Annotated in this window: 15 protein-coding genes; 3 read left to right on the top strand and 12 right to left on the bottom strand. The window is 67.1% G+C overall.

Annotation, left to right across the window (positions count from 1 at the left end; genetic code table 11):
* From ACAM51_RS16915 to ACAM51_RS16925, 3 genes are read right to left on the bottom strand one after another with little or no spacing between them, the layout of a single operon-like run.
* On the bottom strand, positions 1-855 hold the full coding sequence (locus ACAM51_RS16915) for an enoyl-CoA hydratase family protein (RefSeq protein WP_369641273.1): 855 nt from the start codon (positions 853-855) through the stop codon (positions 1-3).
* Positions 852-1,343 carry a MarR family winged helix-turn-helix transcriptional regulator gene (locus ACAM51_RS16920; protein ID WP_218297242.1) on the bottom strand — a complete coding sequence of 164 codons (492 nt, stop codon included), beginning with the start codon at positions 1,341-1,343 and terminating at the stop codon, positions 852-854. Before ACAM51_RS16920 ends, ACAM51_RS16915 begins: the two co-directional genes overlap by 4 nt.
* Before the next feature lie 2 nt (positions 1,344-1,345).
* Positions 1,346-3,706, bottom strand: a complete 2,361-nt coding sequence (locus ACAM51_RS16925; RefSeq protein ID WP_369641274.1) for a bifunctional salicylyl-CoA 5-hydroxylase/oxidoreductase — start codon at positions 3,704-3,706, stop codon at positions 1,346-1,348.
* A gap of 107 nt (positions 3,707-3,813) precedes the next feature.
* On the opposite strand from ACAM51_RS16925, the gene ACAM51_RS16930 reads away from it, so the two are divergent.
* The 3 genes from ACAM51_RS16930 to ACAM51_RS16940 all read left to right on the top strand — a co-directional run bounded on the left by ACAM51_RS16930 (position 3,814) and on the right by ACAM51_RS16940 (position 6,009).
* Complete coding sequence (locus ACAM51_RS16930) at positions 3,814-5,082, top strand: class I SAM-dependent methyltransferase (protein WP_218297240.1); 1,269 nt, start codon at positions 3,814-3,816, stop codon at positions 5,080-5,082.
* Between the two features lie 86 nt (positions 5,083-5,168).
* Positions 5,169-5,486, top strand: a complete 318-nt coding sequence (locus tag ACAM51_RS16935; protein ID WP_218297239.1) for a DUF1840 domain-containing protein — start codon at positions 5,169-5,171, stop codon at positions 5,484-5,486.
* 133 nt (positions 5,487-5,619) lie between these two features.
* Positions 5,620-6,009 carry a nuclear transport factor 2 family protein gene (locus ACAM51_RS16940; protein ID WP_369641275.1) on the top strand — a complete coding sequence of 130 codons (390 nt, stop codon included), beginning with the start codon at positions 5,620-5,622 and terminating at the stop codon, positions 6,007-6,009.
* Between the two features lie 48 nt (positions 6,010-6,057).
* On the opposite strand, the gene ACAM51_RS16945 is transcribed toward ACAM51_RS16940, so the two are convergent.
* The 9 genes from ACAM51_RS16945 to ACAM51_RS16985 form a co-directional block, all read right to left on the bottom strand.
* Entirely contained in the window at positions 6,058-7,050 is a 993-nt protein-coding gene (locus ACAM51_RS16945; protein ID WP_218297390.1) for a tripartite tricarboxylate transporter substrate binding protein, read from the bottom strand.
* A gap of 385 nt (positions 7,051-7,435) precedes the next feature.
* Positions 7,436-8,425, bottom strand: a complete 990-nt coding sequence (locus ACAM51_RS16950; protein ID WP_369641276.1) for a tripartite tricarboxylate transporter substrate-binding protein — start codon at positions 8,423-8,425, stop codon at positions 7,436-7,438.
* A 389-nt stretch (positions 8,426-8,814) separates the two neighbouring features.
* On the bottom strand, positions 8,815-10,062 hold the full coding sequence (locus tag ACAM51_RS16955; RefSeq protein ID WP_369641277.1) for a phenylacetate--CoA ligase family protein: 1,248 nt from the start codon (positions 10,060-10,062) through the stop codon (positions 8,815-8,817).
* A gap of 208 nt (positions 10,063-10,270) precedes the next feature.
* Positions 10,271-11,083, bottom strand: a complete 813-nt coding sequence (locus tag ACAM51_RS16960) for an ABC transporter ATP-binding protein (RefSeq protein WP_218297236.1) — start codon at positions 11,081-11,083, stop codon at positions 10,271-10,273.
* A gap of 226 nt (positions 11,084-11,309) precedes the next feature.
* Positions 11,310-12,638, bottom strand: a complete 1,329-nt coding sequence (locus ACAM51_RS16965; RefSeq protein ID WP_218297235.1) for an ABC transporter substrate-binding protein — start codon at positions 12,636-12,638, stop codon at positions 11,310-11,312.
* Positions 12,639-12,825: 187 nt separating this feature from the next.
* A complete protein-coding gene (locus tag ACAM51_RS16970) occupies positions 12,826-13,902 on the bottom strand; it encodes a branched-chain amino acid ABC transporter permease (RefSeq protein ID WP_218297234.1) in 1,077 nt (358 codons plus the stop codon).
* A 28-nt stretch (positions 13,903-13,930) separates the two neighbouring features.
* Positions 13,931-14,860, bottom strand: a complete 930-nt coding sequence (locus ACAM51_RS16975) for a branched-chain amino acid ABC transporter permease (protein ID WP_218297233.1) — start codon at positions 14,858-14,860, stop codon at positions 13,931-13,933.
* Between the two features lie 17 nt (positions 14,861-14,877).
* The gene (locus ACAM51_RS16980; RefSeq protein ID WP_055400027.1) at positions 14,878-15,663 is read right to left on the bottom strand and encodes an ABC transporter ATP-binding protein; all 786 of its coding nucleotides are present in this window, start codon (positions 15,661-15,663) and stop codon (positions 14,878-14,880) included.
* A gap of 37 nt (positions 15,664-15,700) precedes the next feature.
* A complete protein-coding gene (locus ACAM51_RS16985) occupies positions 15,701-17,647 on the bottom strand; it encodes a long-chain fatty acid--CoA ligase (protein ID WP_369641278.1) in 1,947 nt (648 codons plus the stop codon).
* Positions 17,648-17,660 lie beyond the last annotated feature (13 nt).

Genomic DNA, 17,660 nt, shown 5'->3' on the forward strand with positions numbered 1-17,660 from the left:
TCAATCTCCCTGGAACACAGGTTTCTGCCTGGCGGCAAACGCCTCGTAGGCGCGTCGGAAATCTTCGGTCTGCATGCAGATGGCCTGGGCCTGCGCCTCGGCCTCGATGGCCTGCTCGATGGTCATGCTCCACTCCTGGCTGAGCATGGTCTTGGTCATGCCATGGGCGAAGGTGGGGCCGCCCGCCAGCGTGCGCGCGGTGGCCTGCACGTTGGCCAGCAGGTCGGCGCTTTCATACAGGTCGTTGAAGAAGCCCCAGGCCAGACCCTCGTGCGCCGTCATCGCGCGGCCGGTGAACAGCAGCTCGCTGGCACGGCCCTGGCCGATCATCCGGGGCAGCAGCGCGCAGGCGCCCATGTCGGCACCGGCCAGGCCCACGCGGGTGAACAGGAACGCAGTCTTGGTGGCCTCGGTGCCGTAGCGCATGTCGCAGGCCAGCGCCATCATCGCGCCCGCACCGGCGCAGATGCCGTCGATGGCGCCCAGCACGGGCTGCGGGCAGGCGCGCAGGGCCTTGACCAGGTCGCCCGTCATGCGCGTGAACTCCAGCAGCTCGGGCATGGTCATGGTGGTCAGCGGCCCGATGATCTCGTGCACGTCGCCGCCCGAGCAGAAGTTGCCGCCCGCGCCGGTGACCACGATGGCCTTGACGTCGGTGGCGAACCGCAGCGCGTAGAAAAAATCGCGCAGCTCCGAATAGCTCTGGAAGGTGAGCGGGTTCTTGCGGTCGGGCCGGTTGAGCGTGACGGTGCCCACGCCGCCGTCGAAGCTCCACGCGAAATGCTCGGCCACGTAGCTGGCCTGGGGGTTGAACTGCTCGCGCATGGGGTTGCTCGCGCCGATGAAATGCTTCATTCCGTGGTCTCCAAAGAGTTGTTCTGGGTGTGTTCCTTGACCTTGCCCAGCAGGCGGTGCAGGGTGCTGATGTCGCGCTCGCCCAGCGTGGCGAAGGCCTCCACGATCCATTGCTCGTGCTGGCGCGCCATGTCGATGAACTGCTGGCGGCCCTGCGGCGTGAGGCGCACGAGGTACGCGCGGCGGTCGCCTTCCACGTCCATGCGCTCCACCAGCCCTTCGGCCACGAGCTGGTCGGTGATGCCGGTGATGTTGCCGCTGGTCACCATCATGCGGCGCGAGAGGTCCTTCATCTTCATGCCCTCGGGCGCGCGTTCCAGCTGCGCCATCAGGTCAAAGCGCGGCAGCGTGGTGTCGAACTGCGCGCGCAGGTGGCTGCGCACCTGTTTTTCGATGAGCTGGGTGCAGGTGAGCATGCGCAGCCACAGGCGCAGGGCCTCGGGGTGCTCGCTGGGGGCGGCGTCGTGCAGGCGGGCTTCAAGGTCCATGGCTAGCCTTCTTCCTCGGGTGCTCTGCTTTTGGTAGCTGCCTGCGCTTGATTGGCAAGCGCTGCAAGCTGTTTTTGCTTGGAAATCTCGCGCAGCATCTGGTCGCGGCCGCTGGCGTACTGCACGGGCCAGTCGGTGTGCGCGGCGGCCACGGGGCTCAGCTGCGCGGCCGCGTGCAGCGTCCAGGCCGGGTCGGCCAGGTGCGGGCGGGCAATGGCGCACAGGTCCGCACGGCCTGCGGCAATGATGCTGTTGGCGTGGTCGGCCTCGGTGATCGCGCCCACGGCCATGGTGGCGATGCCCACCTCGTTGCGGATGCGGTCGGCGAACGGGGTCTGGTACATGCGGCCGTACACCGGCCTGGCGGCGCGGGTGGTCTGGCCGGACGACACGTCGATCAGGTCGGCGCCGGCCGCCTGGAACAGGCGCGCGATCTCCACCGCGTCGTCCGGCGTGGTGCCGCCCGGCGCCCAGTCGTGGGCCGAGATGCGCACGCTCATGGGTTTGTCGGCCGGCCACACGGCGCGCACGGCGGCGAACACTTCGAGCGGGTAGCGGCAGCGGCCCTGCAGGCTACCGCCGTACTCATCCGTGCGCTGGTTGGTGATGGGGCTGATGAAGCTGGCCAGCAGGTAGCCGTGCGCGCAGTGCAGCTCCAGCCAGTCGAAGCCGCAGGCCACGGCGCGGCGGGCGCTGTCCACGAAGGCGGCGGTCATCCGGTCCATGTCGGCGCGGGTCATGGCGGCGGGCGCCTGGTTCTGCTCGCCGTAGGCCAGCGCGCTGGCCGCCAGCAGCGGCCAGTTGCCGTGGGGCAGCGGCTCGTCCGTGCCCTCCCACCCCACGCGCGTGGAGCCCTTGGGGCCGCTGTGGCCCAGCTGCAGGCCGATCTTGGCGGTGCTGCTGCCGTGCACGAAGTGCACGATGCGCGTGAACGCGGCCTGCTGCGCGTCGTTCCACAGCCCGGTGCAGGCGGGGGTGATGCGGCCCTCGGGCGTGGGGCTGGTCATCTCCACCATCACCAGCGCCGCGCCGCCGAGTGCGCGCGCGCCCAGGTGCACCAGGTGGAAGTCCTGCGGCACGCCATCGACCGCGCTGTAGGTGGCCATGGGCGAGACGACGATGCGGTTCTTGAGCGTGAGGCCGTTGAGCGTGAACGGTGTGAGCATGGGGGGAATAGCAGCTTTGCCGCCTGCCAACCACGCCTCGTAGCCCTCCAGCCATGCTGCATCGCGCAGCCGCAGGTTCTCGTGGCTGATGCGCTGGCTGCGCGTGAGCAGCGAGTACGCGAACTGCTCCACCTCCATGCCGGTGTAGCGGCCCACGTTCTCGAACCACTCGGTGGAGTTGCGCGCGGCGTTCTGGATCTTGAGCACCTCGACGCTGCGGCGCGCCTCGTAGTGGGTGAGCACCTCATCGATAGGCAGGCCCGTCGAAAATTCGTTCGCCAGGTCAATCGCGTCTTCCAGCGCGAGCTTGGTGCCGCTGCCGATGGAGAAATGCGCGGTGTGCGCCGCGTCGCCCATCAGCACGATGGGCACGCGCTTGCCGCCGATGGTCTCGCGGTGCACCCAGGTGTTGCAGATCACGCGCGGGAAGCGGATCCAGTTGGCCGAGCCGCGCAGGTGCGTAGCGTTGCTGATGAGCGCGTTGCCGTCCAGGTATTTGGCAAACAGCTTCTCGCAGAATGCAATCGCCTCGGGCTGTTCCATCTGGTCCAGGCCGTGGGCCTTCCACACGGCCTCGGGCGTCTCGATGATGAAGGTGGAGGTGTCGGCGTCGAACTGGTAGGCGTGCGCCTGGAACCAGCCGTGCTCGGTCTGCTCGAAAGCAAACGTAAAAGCATCGAGTTTTTTGTGAGTGCCCAGCCAGACGAAGCGGCACTGGCGCAGGTCGATGTCGGGCTGGTAGGTGGCGGCGTAGCGGGTGCGGATGCGGCTGTTGAGGCCATCGCTGGCGATCACCAGGTCGGCCTGGTACTGGGCGGCCAGCGCCTGGTCGTCGGCCACGTCGGTCTCGAACACCAGCTCCACGCCGACCGCGAGGCAGCGGTCCTGCAGGATGTTGAGCAGCCGCTTGCGCCCGATGCCGCAAAAGCCGTGGCCCGAGGAGCGCACGCTGCGGCCCTTGAAGAACACCTCGATGTCGTCCCAGTGGTTGAACGCATCGCCGATCAGCGCGGCCGTCGGTCCGTCGGCCGCGCGCAGGTTCTCGAGCGTCTGGTCCGACAGCACCACGCCCCAGCCAAAGGTGTCGAACGGCCGGTTGCGCTCGACCACCGTGACCCGGTGGGCAGGGTTTTGCTGCTTCATGAGCAGTGCGAAATAGAGGCCTGCGGGCCCGCCGCCAATGCAGAGGATGTTCATGTGAAAATAGTTTAGACCTAAACAAAATACTGTCAATGGGGCCTTCCCGGCGGGGGCGTGCGGGGGAGGTGTTGACGCAGTGCAGCACCCATTCAAAAATAGGCGGCATGAAGCACTTGCTGCACACCCTGGAGGGGCGGCTGGCTGCGTTGCCAGTGCCCATGGCCGTCCAGCTGCCCGCCGGGCAGCAGCTGGGCGCGTCCGAGCCCGCCGTCACGCTGCGGTTTCGCGACCGCATGGCGCTGGTGGCCCTGGCGATGGGCGAGATCGGCAACGTGGGCGCGGCCATCGTCGAGGGCCGCGTGGCGCTGGAGGGCGGCATGCGCGACCTGATGGCCGCCGCGGCGGGCCTGCTCACCCGCGACCCGGCCCGCGAGCAGCACAGCGGCTGGTGGCGCCGGGTGCTGGCGCGGGCACGGTCCATGGCGGCGCACACGGTGGCCCGCGATGCCCGCCAGGTGCAGTTCCACTATGACCTCTCGGACGACTTCTATGCGCTCTGGCTCGACCCGCGGCGCGTCTATTCGTGCGCCTATTTCCGGGATGCGGGCATGTCGCTGGCCCAGGCCCAGGAGGCCAAGCTGGACCACATCTGCCGCAAGCTGCGCCTGGCGCCCGGCGAGCGGTTCCTGGACATCGGCGCCGGCTGGGGCGGCCTGCTGCTGTGGGCAGCGGAGCACTACGGCGTGGATGCCACGGGCATCACGCTGTCGCGCAACCAGCACGCGCATGTGCAGCAGCTCATCGAGGCGCGGGGGCTGCAGGGCCGTGTGCGGATGCAGCTGTGCGACTACCGCGAGCTGCAGGCGGACCGGCCCTTCGACAAGGTGGCGTCCGTGGGCATGTTCGAGCATGTGGGCCGCGCGCAGATGGAACGCTACTTTGCCACCGTGGCCCGGCTGCTGCGCCCGGGGGGCCTGCTGATGAACCACGGCATCACGGCGGGCGCGGTGGACAACGCGCAGCTCGGCGCGGGCATGGGCGACTTCATCGAGCAGTACATCTTCCCCGGGGGGGAGCTGATCCACGTGAGCGCCGTGCTGCACGACATGGCCCGGGCGGGCCTGGAAATGGTGGACACCGAGAACCTGCGCCCCCACTACGCGCGCACCCTGTGGGCGTGGTCCGACGGGCTGGAGGCCCGCCTGCCCGCGGCGCGCGAGGTGCTGGCCGCGCAGTCCGGCGCCGAGCAGGGCGACAAGGTGCTGCGTGCCTACCGCCTGTACCTGGCGGGCAGCGCGCTGGGGTTCGAGCGCGGCTGGATGGCGCTGCACCAGATGCTGGCCACGAAGCCCGACGGCCAGATGGCGGCCGGGGCCCTGGCCGGCGCACAATCGGACTATCCGTTCACGCGCGACTACATGTACAACCGCTGAACCGGAGCGGCCCGCAAACGCCTGTCCACCATCGCCGTGCCGGGTTTGCCGGCCGCTTCAAGCCCTACCGAGGAATACGTTTCACCATGCTCTACAAATTCAAGTCCCGCGCTGCCGCCGATCTGATCATGCTGGAGCCGCAAGGGCGGCAGATCGTGACCATCATGGGCAAGACACCCGGTGCGAGCGGCATCGTGACGGCGGCGCAGATCCCGGGCGCCATCGCGGCGCTCGAGGCCGCCGTGGCGGCGGAGGAAACGCTGCCCCCGCCCGAGGACGCCAGCGACGACGCCGTGGCCGAGGAGCGCGCCGACACGGTGCGCCTGCGCCAGCGGGTGGCACCGTTCATCGAGATGCTCAAGCGCAGCGCGGCGGCGGACGTGGACGTGGTCTGGGGCGTGTAGCACCGCATGAATGGCGGCGTGGCCGCGCGGGAGTGGCGGCGCGCCAGAGCGGGCTCCCGCTGTCCGCCCTGCCGGGCCCCTGTGCGGGCCGGGTGCCATGCCCTCCTGCGCTTTCCTTGTTTCACCATCCATCATGATCCACGACCCTTCGCCGCTGGCCGTCGTGCAGGCGCAACTCGATGCCTACAACGCCAGGGACATCGAGGCCCTGCTGGCCACTTACGCCGCCGATGCGCAGCAGCATGTGCTCCATGGAGAACGGCTCGCGCACGGGCATGCTGAAATGCGGCCGCGCTTTCTGGCGCGTTTTGCCGAGCCCGACCTGCATGCGCGGCTGCTGTCGCGCACGGTGATGGGCGGCGTGGTGGTGGACCTCGAACTGATCACGCGCAATTTCCCGGAGGGGCTGGGCACCCTGGAGATGCTCTGCGTCTACGAGGTGGCCCAGGGGCGGATCCAGCGGGCCTCGTTCGCCCAGGGCGAGAAGCGCTTGCTGGCCGCGCCCCCCTCGGCGCCACCGTGACTTGACCGGCAGGCGGCTGCGCCGGGGGCCTGCCGCCGGCGTGGTGGGTCAGTCGACCTTCGCTCCCGAGGTCTTCACCACCTGCGCCCACTTCTTGTGCTCGCTGTCGATGTGCCTGGCGAAGTCCGCCGGCGTATTGCCGCCCGGGATCGCGCCCTGCGCCACGAGCCGTTCCTTCATCGCGGGCGTGGCCAGCGACCTGGCGACTTCCTGCTGGATGCGGTGGACGATGTCGGGGGGCGTGCCCGCGGGAGCCAGCAGGCCGAACCAGGAACTGGCCTCGTAGCCCTTGAGCGCGGGGCCGCCCGCCTGCTCCACCGTGGGCACGTCGGGCAGCGCGCTGGAGCGCTCCGAGCTTGTCACGGCCAGCGCCGTGAGCTTGCCCGCCTTGATCTGCGCCATGGACGAGGGCAGGTTGTCGAACATCACGTCCGCATTGCCCGCCACCATGTCCATGAGGGCCGGGCCCGAGCCGCGGTAGGGCAGGTGCAGCATGAAGGTGCCCGTCATGCTCTTGAACAGCTCGCCCGCCAGGTGGATGGACGTGCCGTTGCCGCTGGAGGCCATGTTCATCTTGCCGGGGCTGGCCTTGGCCACGCGGATGAAGTCCTGCACGTTGTGGATGCCCTGGGCCTTGGCCTTGTCGGCATTCATCACCATCACGTTGGGCACGGCGGCCACCAGGGTGATGGGCACGAAGTCCTTGATGGGGTCGTACGGCAGCTTGGCGTACAGCGCGCGGTTGATGCCGTGCGTGCCCACGGTGCCCATGAGCAGGGTGTAGCCGTCGCCGGGGGATTTCGCCACGATCTCGGCGCCCACGTTGCCGCCCGCGCCCGCGCGGTTGTCCACGATGAACTGCTGGCCGAACGCGCGCGAGAGTTCGGGGGCCATCGCGCGGGCCAGGATGTCGGTGGTGCCGCCGGGCGCGAAGGGCACGACGATGCGCACGGGCTTGGTGGGCCAGCCCCCCGCGGCGGGCGTGGCCTGGGCGTGGGCGGAGCCCGGCGCGAGCAGGGTGGCGGCCGCCGCGATGGCCATGGCGCCCAGCGCGCTCAGGGTGAATGCGAACGCCAGGGCCTCGCGGCGGCTGCGCGCCGGGGCGCGGGGCTGGGAGGTGCTGCGCGCAAGGTGGTGGTGGGCTTGTCGATGTTGCGCCATGGGCGAGCTTTCGTTGTGAGGGAGGATCTGCCGGCAAGAGAATGCCACGGTGGTCCCCTTTTTACGCGGGCCGGCATGCCGGGGTTCACATGGATTACCCGGAGCGCGGCGGCGTGCGGCGGCGTGCGGCGGCCCGTGGCGGCGCGGGCAGGAAAAAAGCCACCAGGCCCCGGGGGGCGTGGTGGCTTGCCTGCTTCCTTCAATCCTTCAAGCAATCCTGAGCACCGCAGCCCGCAGGGTCGCGGGCTGGGGGCGCAGGTGCCGATCAGTCCGCGTAGGAGCCCGCGGCCTTGATGGCGGCGCCGAATTTCTCGGTTTCGGACAGCACGAACTTCTTGTGCTCGGCGGGTTCGACGCGCTTGTCGGTGGCCACCACAGCGCCCAGGCCTTCCTGCTTCTTGATGAACTCAGGGTCCTTCAGGGCCACCTTGAGGGCTTCGTTGATCTTGGTCAGCACCGGTGCGGGCGTGCCCTTGGGCGCGTACAGGCCGTGCCAGATGGTCACGTTGAAGTCCTTCACGCCGGATTCGGCCAGCGTGGGCAGGTCCTTGAGGGTGGGCGTCGTCAGGCGCTTGGAGGTGGTCACGGCGTAGGCCTTGACCTTCTTGGCCTCGATCTGCGAGGTGGTGTTGGTCGTCTGGTCGCACAGCAGGTCGATCTGGCCGCCGATCAGGTCGGTGATGGCGGGCGCGGTGCCCTTGTAGGGCACAGCCGTCATGTCGACCTGCACGGCGCTCTGGAAGATCAGGCCGCACAGGTGCGAGGCCGAGCCCTGGCCTGCATTGCCCAGGTTGATCTTGCCCTTGTTCTGCTGCAGCCAGCCAGCCAGTTCCTTGTAGTTGTTCGCGGGCATCGAGGGACGCGCGATGAGCGTCATGGGCACGTCGTTGATGATGCCCAGGTACTCGAAGTCATTGGCCACGTTGAAGGCCAGCTTGCGGTACATGGTGGGCATGGTGGCCATGCTCACGTGGTTCAGCAGCAGGGTGTAGCCATCGGGTGCGGCCCGCGCCACCTTGGCGGAGCCGATGGTGCTGCCCGCGCCGGCGGAGTTGTCCACCACCACGCTGATGCCGCCCAGGGGCTTGCGGATGGCTTCGGCCAGGTCGCGCGCCACGCGGTCGGTGGGGCCGCCCGCGGCGTAGGGGACCACGATCGTGATCGTCTTGTCCTTGGCGGGGAACTCCTGGGCGCTGGCGCCGAAAGCGGTGGCTGCGGCGGCAGCGATCAGTGCGAGTTTCAGCATCTTTTTCATGGTCTCTCCTGTGAATGACGGGCCATGATAGCGAGGGGGGTTTACGGGAACATTGCGGATATTACGTAGCCCGCCCGGGGCAGGGGCTTTAAGTGAAAAAGGCCTGCAGCGCCCGTCAATAAAGCGCTAAATGCTATAAAAAAAGGAGTATTGATTAGGGTAAACACTGCGGTGACCCGCCGTGCCAAGTGGGCATTTCTTGCGTTGCCGCAAACTGCAGGTGGTCCAGTGACCGGGTGCCTGTCTGTCTGCCTGCACGCTTGCACCGCACCGCTTCAGTCCTCTGCGCTCGATACCGGCGCAGGCCAGGCGGGAGGCGCCGAGCAAGGGCCGCCCCGCAGCGAGGGGGCCGTCCCCTCGGGGGAAGGCGCCGAAGGCGACGCAGGGGGCTACTTGTAACTCCGCGCGTCCTCGATCACCTTGCCGTCGTTGGGCAGGGTGCCCGGGGCCACCATCTGCACATCGCCGCGCAGCTTGGTCACCTCGCGGATGGCGTCGCCCAGCTGGCGCGCCAGGCCCTCGGCGGTTTCGCTGGTCTCCACCTGCAGCACCATCTGGTCGTTGGCCATCTCGCCGCTGACCACCAGCCGCGCGCGCAGCACCTGCGGAAAGCGCCGCGCGATGGTGGCCACCTGGCCGGGGTGCACGAACATGCCGCGCACCTTGGTGGTCTGGTCGGCGCGGCCCATCCAGCCCTTGATGCGGGTGTTGGTCCGGCCCGTGGGGCAGTCGCCGGGCAGCACGGCCGACAGGTCGCCGGTGCCAAAGCGGATCAGCGGGTAGTCGGGGTTGAGCGTGGTGACGACCAGCTCGCCCACCTCGCCCTCGGGCACGGGGTCGCCGGTGCCGGGGCGCACGATCTCCACGATCACGCCTTCATCGAGCACCAGGCCCTCGCGCGCGCTGGTCTCGTAGGCGATCAGCCCCAGGTCGGCCGTGGCGTAGCACTGGTAGCCGCTGATGCCGCGCTCGGCGAACCAGTCGCGCAGCGAGGGGGGGAACGCCTCGCCCGAGACCAGCGCCTTGGTCACGCTGGGCAGCGCGATGCCCATTTCCGCGGCCTTCTCGACAATGATCTTGAGGAAGCTGGGGGTGCCGATGTAGCCCGCTGGCCGCAGTTCGGCCATGGCCTGCACCTGCTGCTCGGTCTGCCCCGTGCCGCCCGGAAACACGGTGCAGCCCAGCGCATGGGCGCCGGTTTCCATCATCGAGCCCGCGGGCACGAAGTGGTAGCTGAAGCTGTTGTGGATCAGCTCGCCGCTGCGAAAACCCACGGCATGGATGGCCCGCGCCATGCGCCAGTAGTCGCGGCGCGTGCCCTCGGGCTCGTAGATGGTGCCGGGGCTGGCGAATACGCGGGTCATGCCGGGGCCAAAGCCCAGCGCGCTGAACCCGCCGAACACGTTGGCGGCGCGGTCCGCCTGCTGGCGCTCCAGCAGCTCGTACTTGCGCGTGACGGGCAGCTGCGCCAGCGCAGCGCGGCTGGTGACGGCGGCGGCATCCACGCCCGCCAGGATGCCGGCAAACGCGGGCGATGCCTTCTGGGCATGGGCGATCTGCCGCGGCAGCGCGGCCATCAGGGCCGCTTCGCGCTCTGCGGGGCTGCGGGTTTCCAGGGCGTCATAGAACGTGCTCATGCCTGGTGTTCCTTGTGAAGTGGTTTGAAGTGAAATTGGCCTCTAGCGCTTGTCCATCAATCGCAATCAGCTATGAATTTGGGAGTGGATTCATCCGTGGTCTCAGAAAGTGCGCTGCTCCCGCCAGCGCACCCGTGGAACTGGCTTCGCCAGGCCACCGGGTGCGTCCCCCTTGAGGGGAAGGCGCGCCAGCGCCTCAGGGGGCACGTCAAGCCAGCCAGCGCTTGCGCCGCTTGTAGCTCTTCACATCCTTGAAGCTCTTGCGCTCGCCACCGCCCACGCCCAGGTAGAACTCCTTGACGTCCTCGTTGCTGGCCAGGTCGCTGGCGGCGCCGTCCATCACCACGCGGCCGCTTTCCATGATGTAGCCGTAGTCCGAGTACTTGAGCGCCATGTTGGTGTTCTGCTCGGCCAGCAGGAAGGTGACCTTTTCCTTGGTGTTCAGGTCCTTGACGATGTTGAACACCTCTTCCACGATCTGCGGTGCCAGGCCCATGGAGGGCTCGTCGAGCAGCACCATGCTGGGGTTGGCCATGAGCGCGCGGCCGATGGCGCACATCTGCTGCTCGCCGCCCGACGTGTACGCCGCCTGCGAGGTGCGGCGCGTCTTCAGGCGCGGAAAGTAGTTGTAGACCTTCTCCAGGTTGGCCGCGATCTCGGCCTTGCTGGTACGGGTGTAGCTGCCCGTCATCAGGTTCTCTTCGATCGTCAGGTGGGCGAAGCAGTGCCGCCCCTCCATCACCTGCACCACGCCGCGCTGCACCAGGTCGGCGGGCGAGAGGTTCTCGATGCGCTCGCCACGCAGCTCGATGCTGCCCTTGGTGACCTCGCCGCGTTCGCCCTTGAGCAAATTGGAGATGGCGCGCAGCGTGGTTGTCTTGCCCGCCCCGTTGCCCCCCAGGATGGCCACGATGCTGCCTTCGCGCACCTGCAGCGAGACGCCCTTGAGCACGAGGATCACGTGGTTGTAGATGACCTCGATGCCGTTGACGTTGAGAACGATGTTGCTGTTGGAGTCCATGGTCTTGCCTTCCTGTGCCAATCCAAAAAGCTGCTGCACAACCCTTTGGATTGGCGGCTGCCAAAGAGGCAACCGCTGTTCACTGGCCCTTGAAACGGTCGCTGCCCAGGCCAGGGCCACCGCGCAAGGGCCGCCCCGCCGCGCTGGTGGCGTCCCCCTTCCCGCAGCGCGAAGCGCTAAGAGAGAAGGGGGAAGGCGCGTCAGCGCCTCAGGGGGATGGTCCGAATCAAGACTGGCAGTCCGCCGCATCCCGGCGCGTCATCTTCTTGTCGGCCAGGTACTTGTCGGCGCCCGCCTTGATCATGGGCTTGAGGATCTGCTCATCGGCCTGGTACCAGTCGGACGAGAAGTTCCACTTGGCGCCATCCCAGGTGTGCACGCGGGCCCAGGTGGAGCCCATGTGGTCGGCGCAGCTCGTGGACAGGGGGCGCATCACGCCGCCAAAGCCCATGGCGTCGAGCTTCTTCTGGTCCAGGGCCAGGTTCTCCATGCCCCAGCGCACCTGCTCGCCGGTCATGACCTTGCCCTTGCCGAAACGCTCCTGCGCGCGGCGCACCGATTCCACGGCCAGCATCTGGATGATCACGCCGCGCGTGTACAGCACCGAGCCCACTTCGTCTTTGGGTCCCGTGCCCTGGCCCTTGTCGTGCACGTTCTTCAGGATGTCCTGGATCACCTTGGGCTGCTGGCCCGAGGTGTTCAAGGCCAGCGCGTTGTAGCCCTTGGCGCCTTCGCCCACGTCACGCACGTCCGGCTCGGCGCCAGCCCACCACACGCCATACATCTTGTCGCGCGGATAGCCGGTGGCCTGGGCTTCCTTGAGGGCGGTGGAGTTCATCACGCCCCAGCCCCACAGCAGCACGTAGTCGGGGCGGCTCTGGCGCACCTGCAGCCAGGTGGCTTTCTGCTCCACGCCGGGCGCGGTCACGGGCAGCATCTGCAGCTCGAAGCCATGCATCTTGGAGCGTTCCTGCAGCAGCGGGATCGGCTCCTTGCCGAACGGGCTGTCGTGGTACACCAGGGCGATCTTCTTGCCCTTGAGCTTGTCCATGCCGCCCGCGGCCTTGCCGATGTGCTGGATCAGGATGTCGGCGCCGGTCCAGTAGCTGCCCATGAAGGGGAAGTTCCACTTGAACGCCTGGCCGTCCTGCGCCACCGACAGGCCGTAGCCCAGCGTCATCAGCGGGATCTTGTCCACGGGGGCCTTCTCGGTCAGCGCGAAAGTGATGCCGGTGGCCTGCGGGTCGAACAGCGACACGCCGGGACGCCCCTTCAGGCGCTCGTAGCACTCCACGCCACGGTCGGTGGCGTAGCCGGTTTCGCATTCTTCAAAGGTGAGCTTCACGCCGTTGATGCCGCCGTCGCGGGCGTTGATCATCTTGATGTAGTCCTGCTTGCCGTTGGCCCATGGCACGCCGTTGGGCGCGTAGGGGCCGGTGCGGTACGACAGCAGCGGGAAGAACTGCTCCTTGGCTTGTGCGAAGGCACTGGTGGTGATGGTCGACGCACCGGCGGCGACCACGGCAGCGGCGATCACGAGTTTCGAAAGCTTCATGGATGTCTCCTTTGGATGAATGTGTTGAAGCACGGGGAAGAAACCGACGGATTCAAGGGCTGCGAGCTTTGCACTGGCATGCACGAGGCCAGCGCCACTGTGGAACTGGCTTTGCCAGGCCACCGGTGGCGTCCCCCTCCCGAAGGAGAGGGGGAAGGCGCGAAGCGACTCAGGGGGTGCATATCAATCAATGCGGGAAGGGCCACAGGCGCAGCTTCTGCTTGGCGGTGGACCACAGCTTGGCCAGGCCATGCGGCTCCACGATCAGGAACCACACGATCAGCGCGCCGAAGATCATCAGCTCGGCGTGCGAGACACCGGCGGTGGACACCTCGATGCCGAACAGGCCCATGAAGGCTGGCAGGAACTGGTTGAGCACGATGGGCAGCACCACGATGAAGGCGGCGCCAAAGAACCCCCCGGAGATGGAGCCCAGGCCGCCGATGATCACCATGAACAGGAGGCGGAACGAGATTTCCACCGAGAAGGCCGCGGGCTCCCACGCGCCCAGGTGCACGAAGGCCCACAGCGCGCCGGCCATGCCCACGATGAAGGAACTCACGGCGAAGGCGCTGAGCTTGGCGTACATGGGGCGGATGCCGATCACGGCCGCCGCCACGTCCATGTCGCGGATGGCCATCCATTCGCGGCCGATGGCGCCACGCACCAGGTTCTTGGCCAGCAGGGCCACGACGACCAGCAGGGCCAGGCAGAACAGGTACTTGCTGGTGGCGCTCTCGATGGGCAGGCCGAAGACCTGCAGGTTGTTCACCGACACCGAGCCCGAGTCCGAGTTGTTGGTGAACCACTTGATGCGCAGGAACATCCAGTCGGAGAAGAACTGCGCGGCCAGGGTGGCCACCGCCAGGTACAGGCCCTTGACGCGCAGGCTGGGCAGCCCGAACAGGATGCCGAAGAACGTGGCGCAGAGGCCGCCCAGGATCAGCGCCGGAATCAGCGGCATGCCCGGAAAGCGCACGAAGAAGTTGTAGGCGCCATAGGCCCCCACCGCCATGAACGCGCCCGAGCCCAGCGAGATCTGGCCGCAGTAGCCCACGAGGATGTTCACCCCCAGGGCCGCCAGCGCCATGATGACGAAGGGAATCAGGATGGCGCGGAAGATGTAGTCGCTGGCCAGCATGGGCACGACCAGGAAGGCGACGGCCAGCAGCAGCGCGATGGCGATGCGGTCCTGCGCGATGGGGAAGATCTGCTGGTCGGCGCGGTAGCTGGTCTTGAACTGGCCGTTTTCGCGGTAGAGCATGGAAGTCTCCTGTTCTTGTTGTTATGGGTTACACGCGGTCGATGATCTTCTCCCCGAACAAACCTTGCGGTCTGAACAGAAGGAACACCAGCGCCAGCACATACGCAAACCAGATCTCGATGCCCCCGCCCACGAACGGGCCCAGGTACACCTCGGACAGCTTCTCGCCCACGCCGATGATCAGCCCGCCGATGATGGCGCCGGGCACGGACGTGAGGCCCCCCAGGATCACCACCGGCAGCGCGCGCAGCGCCACCGTGGTCAGCGAGAACTGCACCCCGAGCTTGCTGCCCCAGATCATCCCGGCCACCAGGGCCACGACGCCGGCCACGCACCATACGATCACCCAGATGCGGTTGAGCGGAATGCCGATGGATTGCGCGGCCTGGTGGTCGTCCGCCACGGCGCGCAGGGCGCGGCCGGTGGACGTCTTCTGGAAGAACACCGACAGCAGCGCCACCAGGGCGGCGGCGATGGCGGCGGCGATCACGTCTTCCTTGTTCACCAGGATGCCGCCCTGGAAGAGGCTGTCCAGCATGAAGATCGGGTCCTTGGGCATGCCCACGTCGATCTTGTAGATGTCGCTGCCAAACAGCGTCTGGCCCAGGCCTTCCATGAAGTAGGTGATGCCCAGCGTGGCCATGAGCAGCGTGGCGCCTTCCTGGTTCACCAGGTGGCGCAGCACCAGCTTCTCGATCAGCCAGGCCACCACGAACATGATGGCGCCCGCGATCACGAAGGCCGCGAGGTTGGCCACGATGGGACTGCTGATGCCCGTCCACTTGGGAATCCACTCGGCAAAGCGGGCCATGGCCAGCGCGGCGAACAGCACCATCGCGCCCTGCGCGAAGTTGAAGACGCCCGATGCCTTGTAGATCAGCACGAAGCCCAGCGCCACCAGCGAATACAGCATGCCGGCCATGAGGCCGCCGATCAGTGTTTCGAGAAAGAATGCCATTGTTTTTTCTCCCGCCCTTAGTGGCTCGTGCCCAGATAGGCACTGATAACGTCTTCGTTGTTGCGCACTTCGTCGGGGCTGCCGTCGCCGATCTTCTTGCCGTAGTCGAGCACCACCACCCGGTCGCTGATGTCCATCACCACGCCCATGTCGTGCTCGATGAGCACGATGGTGGTGCCGAACTCGTCGTTCACGTCGAGGATGAAGCGGCACATGTCCTGCTTCTCTTCCACGTTCATGCCGGCCATGGGCTCGTCGAGCAGCAGCACCTGGGGCTCCATGGCCAGGGCCCGGCCCAGGTCCACGCGCTTTTGCAGGCCGTAGGGCAGCTGGCCCACGGGGGTCTTGCGGAAGGCCTGGATTTCCAGGAAGTCGATGATGTGCTCGACGTATTCGCGGTGGCGGATCTCCTCGCGCTCGGCGGGGCCGATGCGCAGCGCCTGCATCAGCAGGTTGCTTTTGATCTTGAGGTTGCGCCCGGTCATGATGTTGTCGATCACGCTCATGCCCTTGAACAGCGCCAGGTTCTGGAACGTGCGCGCCACGCCCATCTCGGCCACCTGGCGCGAGTTCATGTGCGAGAAGGTCTTGCCACGGAAGGTGATGGAGCCGTCCTGCGGCGTGTACACGCCGTTGATGCAGTTGAGCATGGAGCTCTTGCCCGCGCCGTTGGGGCCGATGATGGCGCGGATCTCGTGCTCCTTGACGTTGAACGAGATGTCCGTCAGCGCCTTCACACCGCCAAACCGCAGGCTGATGTTCTTGACGTCGAGGATGACGTCACCGATCTTCTTTTTGGTCATGGATTGAATGCCTGGACTCAATGGGTGGGGTGCGGGGTCATGCGGCCTTTTTCACCGGCGCGAAGGTCTTGGTGTCCGACAGCTTCAGGGTGGCGCTCACGCTGCCCGTGCGGCCGTCCTCGAACTTGACCTGGGTCTCGATGTACTGCTCGGTGCGGCCCGCGTAGAGAGCGTCCACGAGCACGCCGTATTTCTCGGCGATGAAGCCGCGGCGGACCTTGTTGGTGCGCGTGAGCTCGCCGTCGTCGGCATCGAGTTCCTTGTGCAGCACCAGGAAGCGGCTGACCTGGCTGCCCGCCAGCATGGAATCGGTGGCGAGGTCGGCGTTGACCTTCTCGATGCACTCGCGGATCAGTTCGTACACGTCGGGCTTTTGCGCCAGGTCGGTGTAGCCCGCGTAGGGCAGGTTGCGGCGCTCGGCCCAGTTGCCCACGGCGTCGAAGTCGATGTTGACCATCACGCACACCTTCTCGCGGCCGTCGCCCAGGGCGACGACTTCCTTGATGTGCGGGAAGAACTTGAGCTTGTTCTCCACGTACTTGGGCGCGAACATGGCGCCGTCGTTGGCGCCGCCCTTGATGCGGCCCACGTCCTTGACGCGGTCGATGATCTTCAAGTGGCCCTGCGCGTCGAGGAAGCCCGCGTCGCTCGTGTGGTACCAGCCGTCGGCCGTGAGCACCTCGGCCGTGGCCTTGGGGTTCTTGTAGTACTCCTTGAGCAGGCCGGCGGACTTGACCAGGATCTCGCCGTTGTCGGCGACCTTGATCTCCACGCCCCGGATGGGCACGCCCACGGTGTCGGCGCGCGCCTGGTTGTCGGGCTGCAGGCACACGAACACGGCGGTCTCGGTGGAGCCGTACAGCTGCTTCAAGTTGATGCCGATGGAGCGGTAGAAGGTGAACAGGTCGGGCCCGATGGCCTCGCCCGCCGTGTAGGCCACGCGCACGCGGCTGAAACCCAGGTTGTTGCGCAGCGGGCCGTACACCAGCAGGTTGCCCAGGGCGTACTTGATGCGGTCGAGCGTGCCCACCGGCAGGCCGTCCATGAGCGCGGGGCCCACGCGCTGGGCCACGGCCATGCAGGCCTGGAACATCTTGCGCTTGAGGGTGCCCGCGTCTTCCATGCGGATCATCACGCTGGTGAGCAGGCCTTCGAAGATGCGTGGTGGCGCGAAGTAGTAGGTGGGGCCCACTTCCTTCAGGTCGATGGTCACGGTGCTGGCCGACTCGGGGCAGTTCACCACGTAGCCGCAGGCCAGCCACTGCGCATAGCTGAAGATGTTCTGGCCGATCCAGGCCGGGGGCAGGTAGGCCAGCACCTCTTCGCTGCTGGTGAGCTTGTCGAACTCGGCGCCCGCGGATGCGCGGTCCAGCAGCGTGCTGTGGGTGTGCACCACGCCCTTGGGGTTGCCCGTGGTGCCCGAGGTGAAGAACATCGCCGCCACATCGTCGGGCTGGGCCTTGGCCACCTCGGCGCGGAACCACTGGGGGTTCCTGGCGGCATGCGCCTTGCCCGCCTCGATCAGCGAGTCCAGCGACGCGAGGCCTTCTTCCTCGTAGTTGCGCAGGCCGCGCGGATCGTCAAAGAAGATGTTCGAGATCTGCGGGCACTGCGCGCGGATCTCGAGCAGCTTGTCGACCTGTTCCTGGTCTTCCACCAGGCAAAAGCGCACCTCGGCGTTGTTCAGGGGGAAGATGCATTCGGCGCCCACGGCGTCCTGGTACAGGGGCACCGGAATGGCGCCCAGCGATTGCGCCGCGAGCATGGTGGCATACAGGCGGGGGCGGTTGGCGCCGATCACCACCATGTGCTCGTGGCGCTGCAGGCCCGCCAGGTGCAGGCCGGCCGCCACCTGTTCCACCAGGCGCACCAGGTCGGCCCAGCTGTGGGTCTGCCAGATGCCGTATTCTTTTTCGCGCAGCGCCGGCGCGTCGGGGCGCTCGGCGGCATGCTTGAGCAGCAATTGCGGGAACGTGGTCTTCATTCCGGTTCCTAAA

The organism is Acidovorax sp. A79 (assembly GCF_041154505.1).
Lineage (GTDB): Bacteria > Pseudomonadota > Gammaproteobacteria > Burkholderiales > Burkholderiaceae_C > Acidovorax.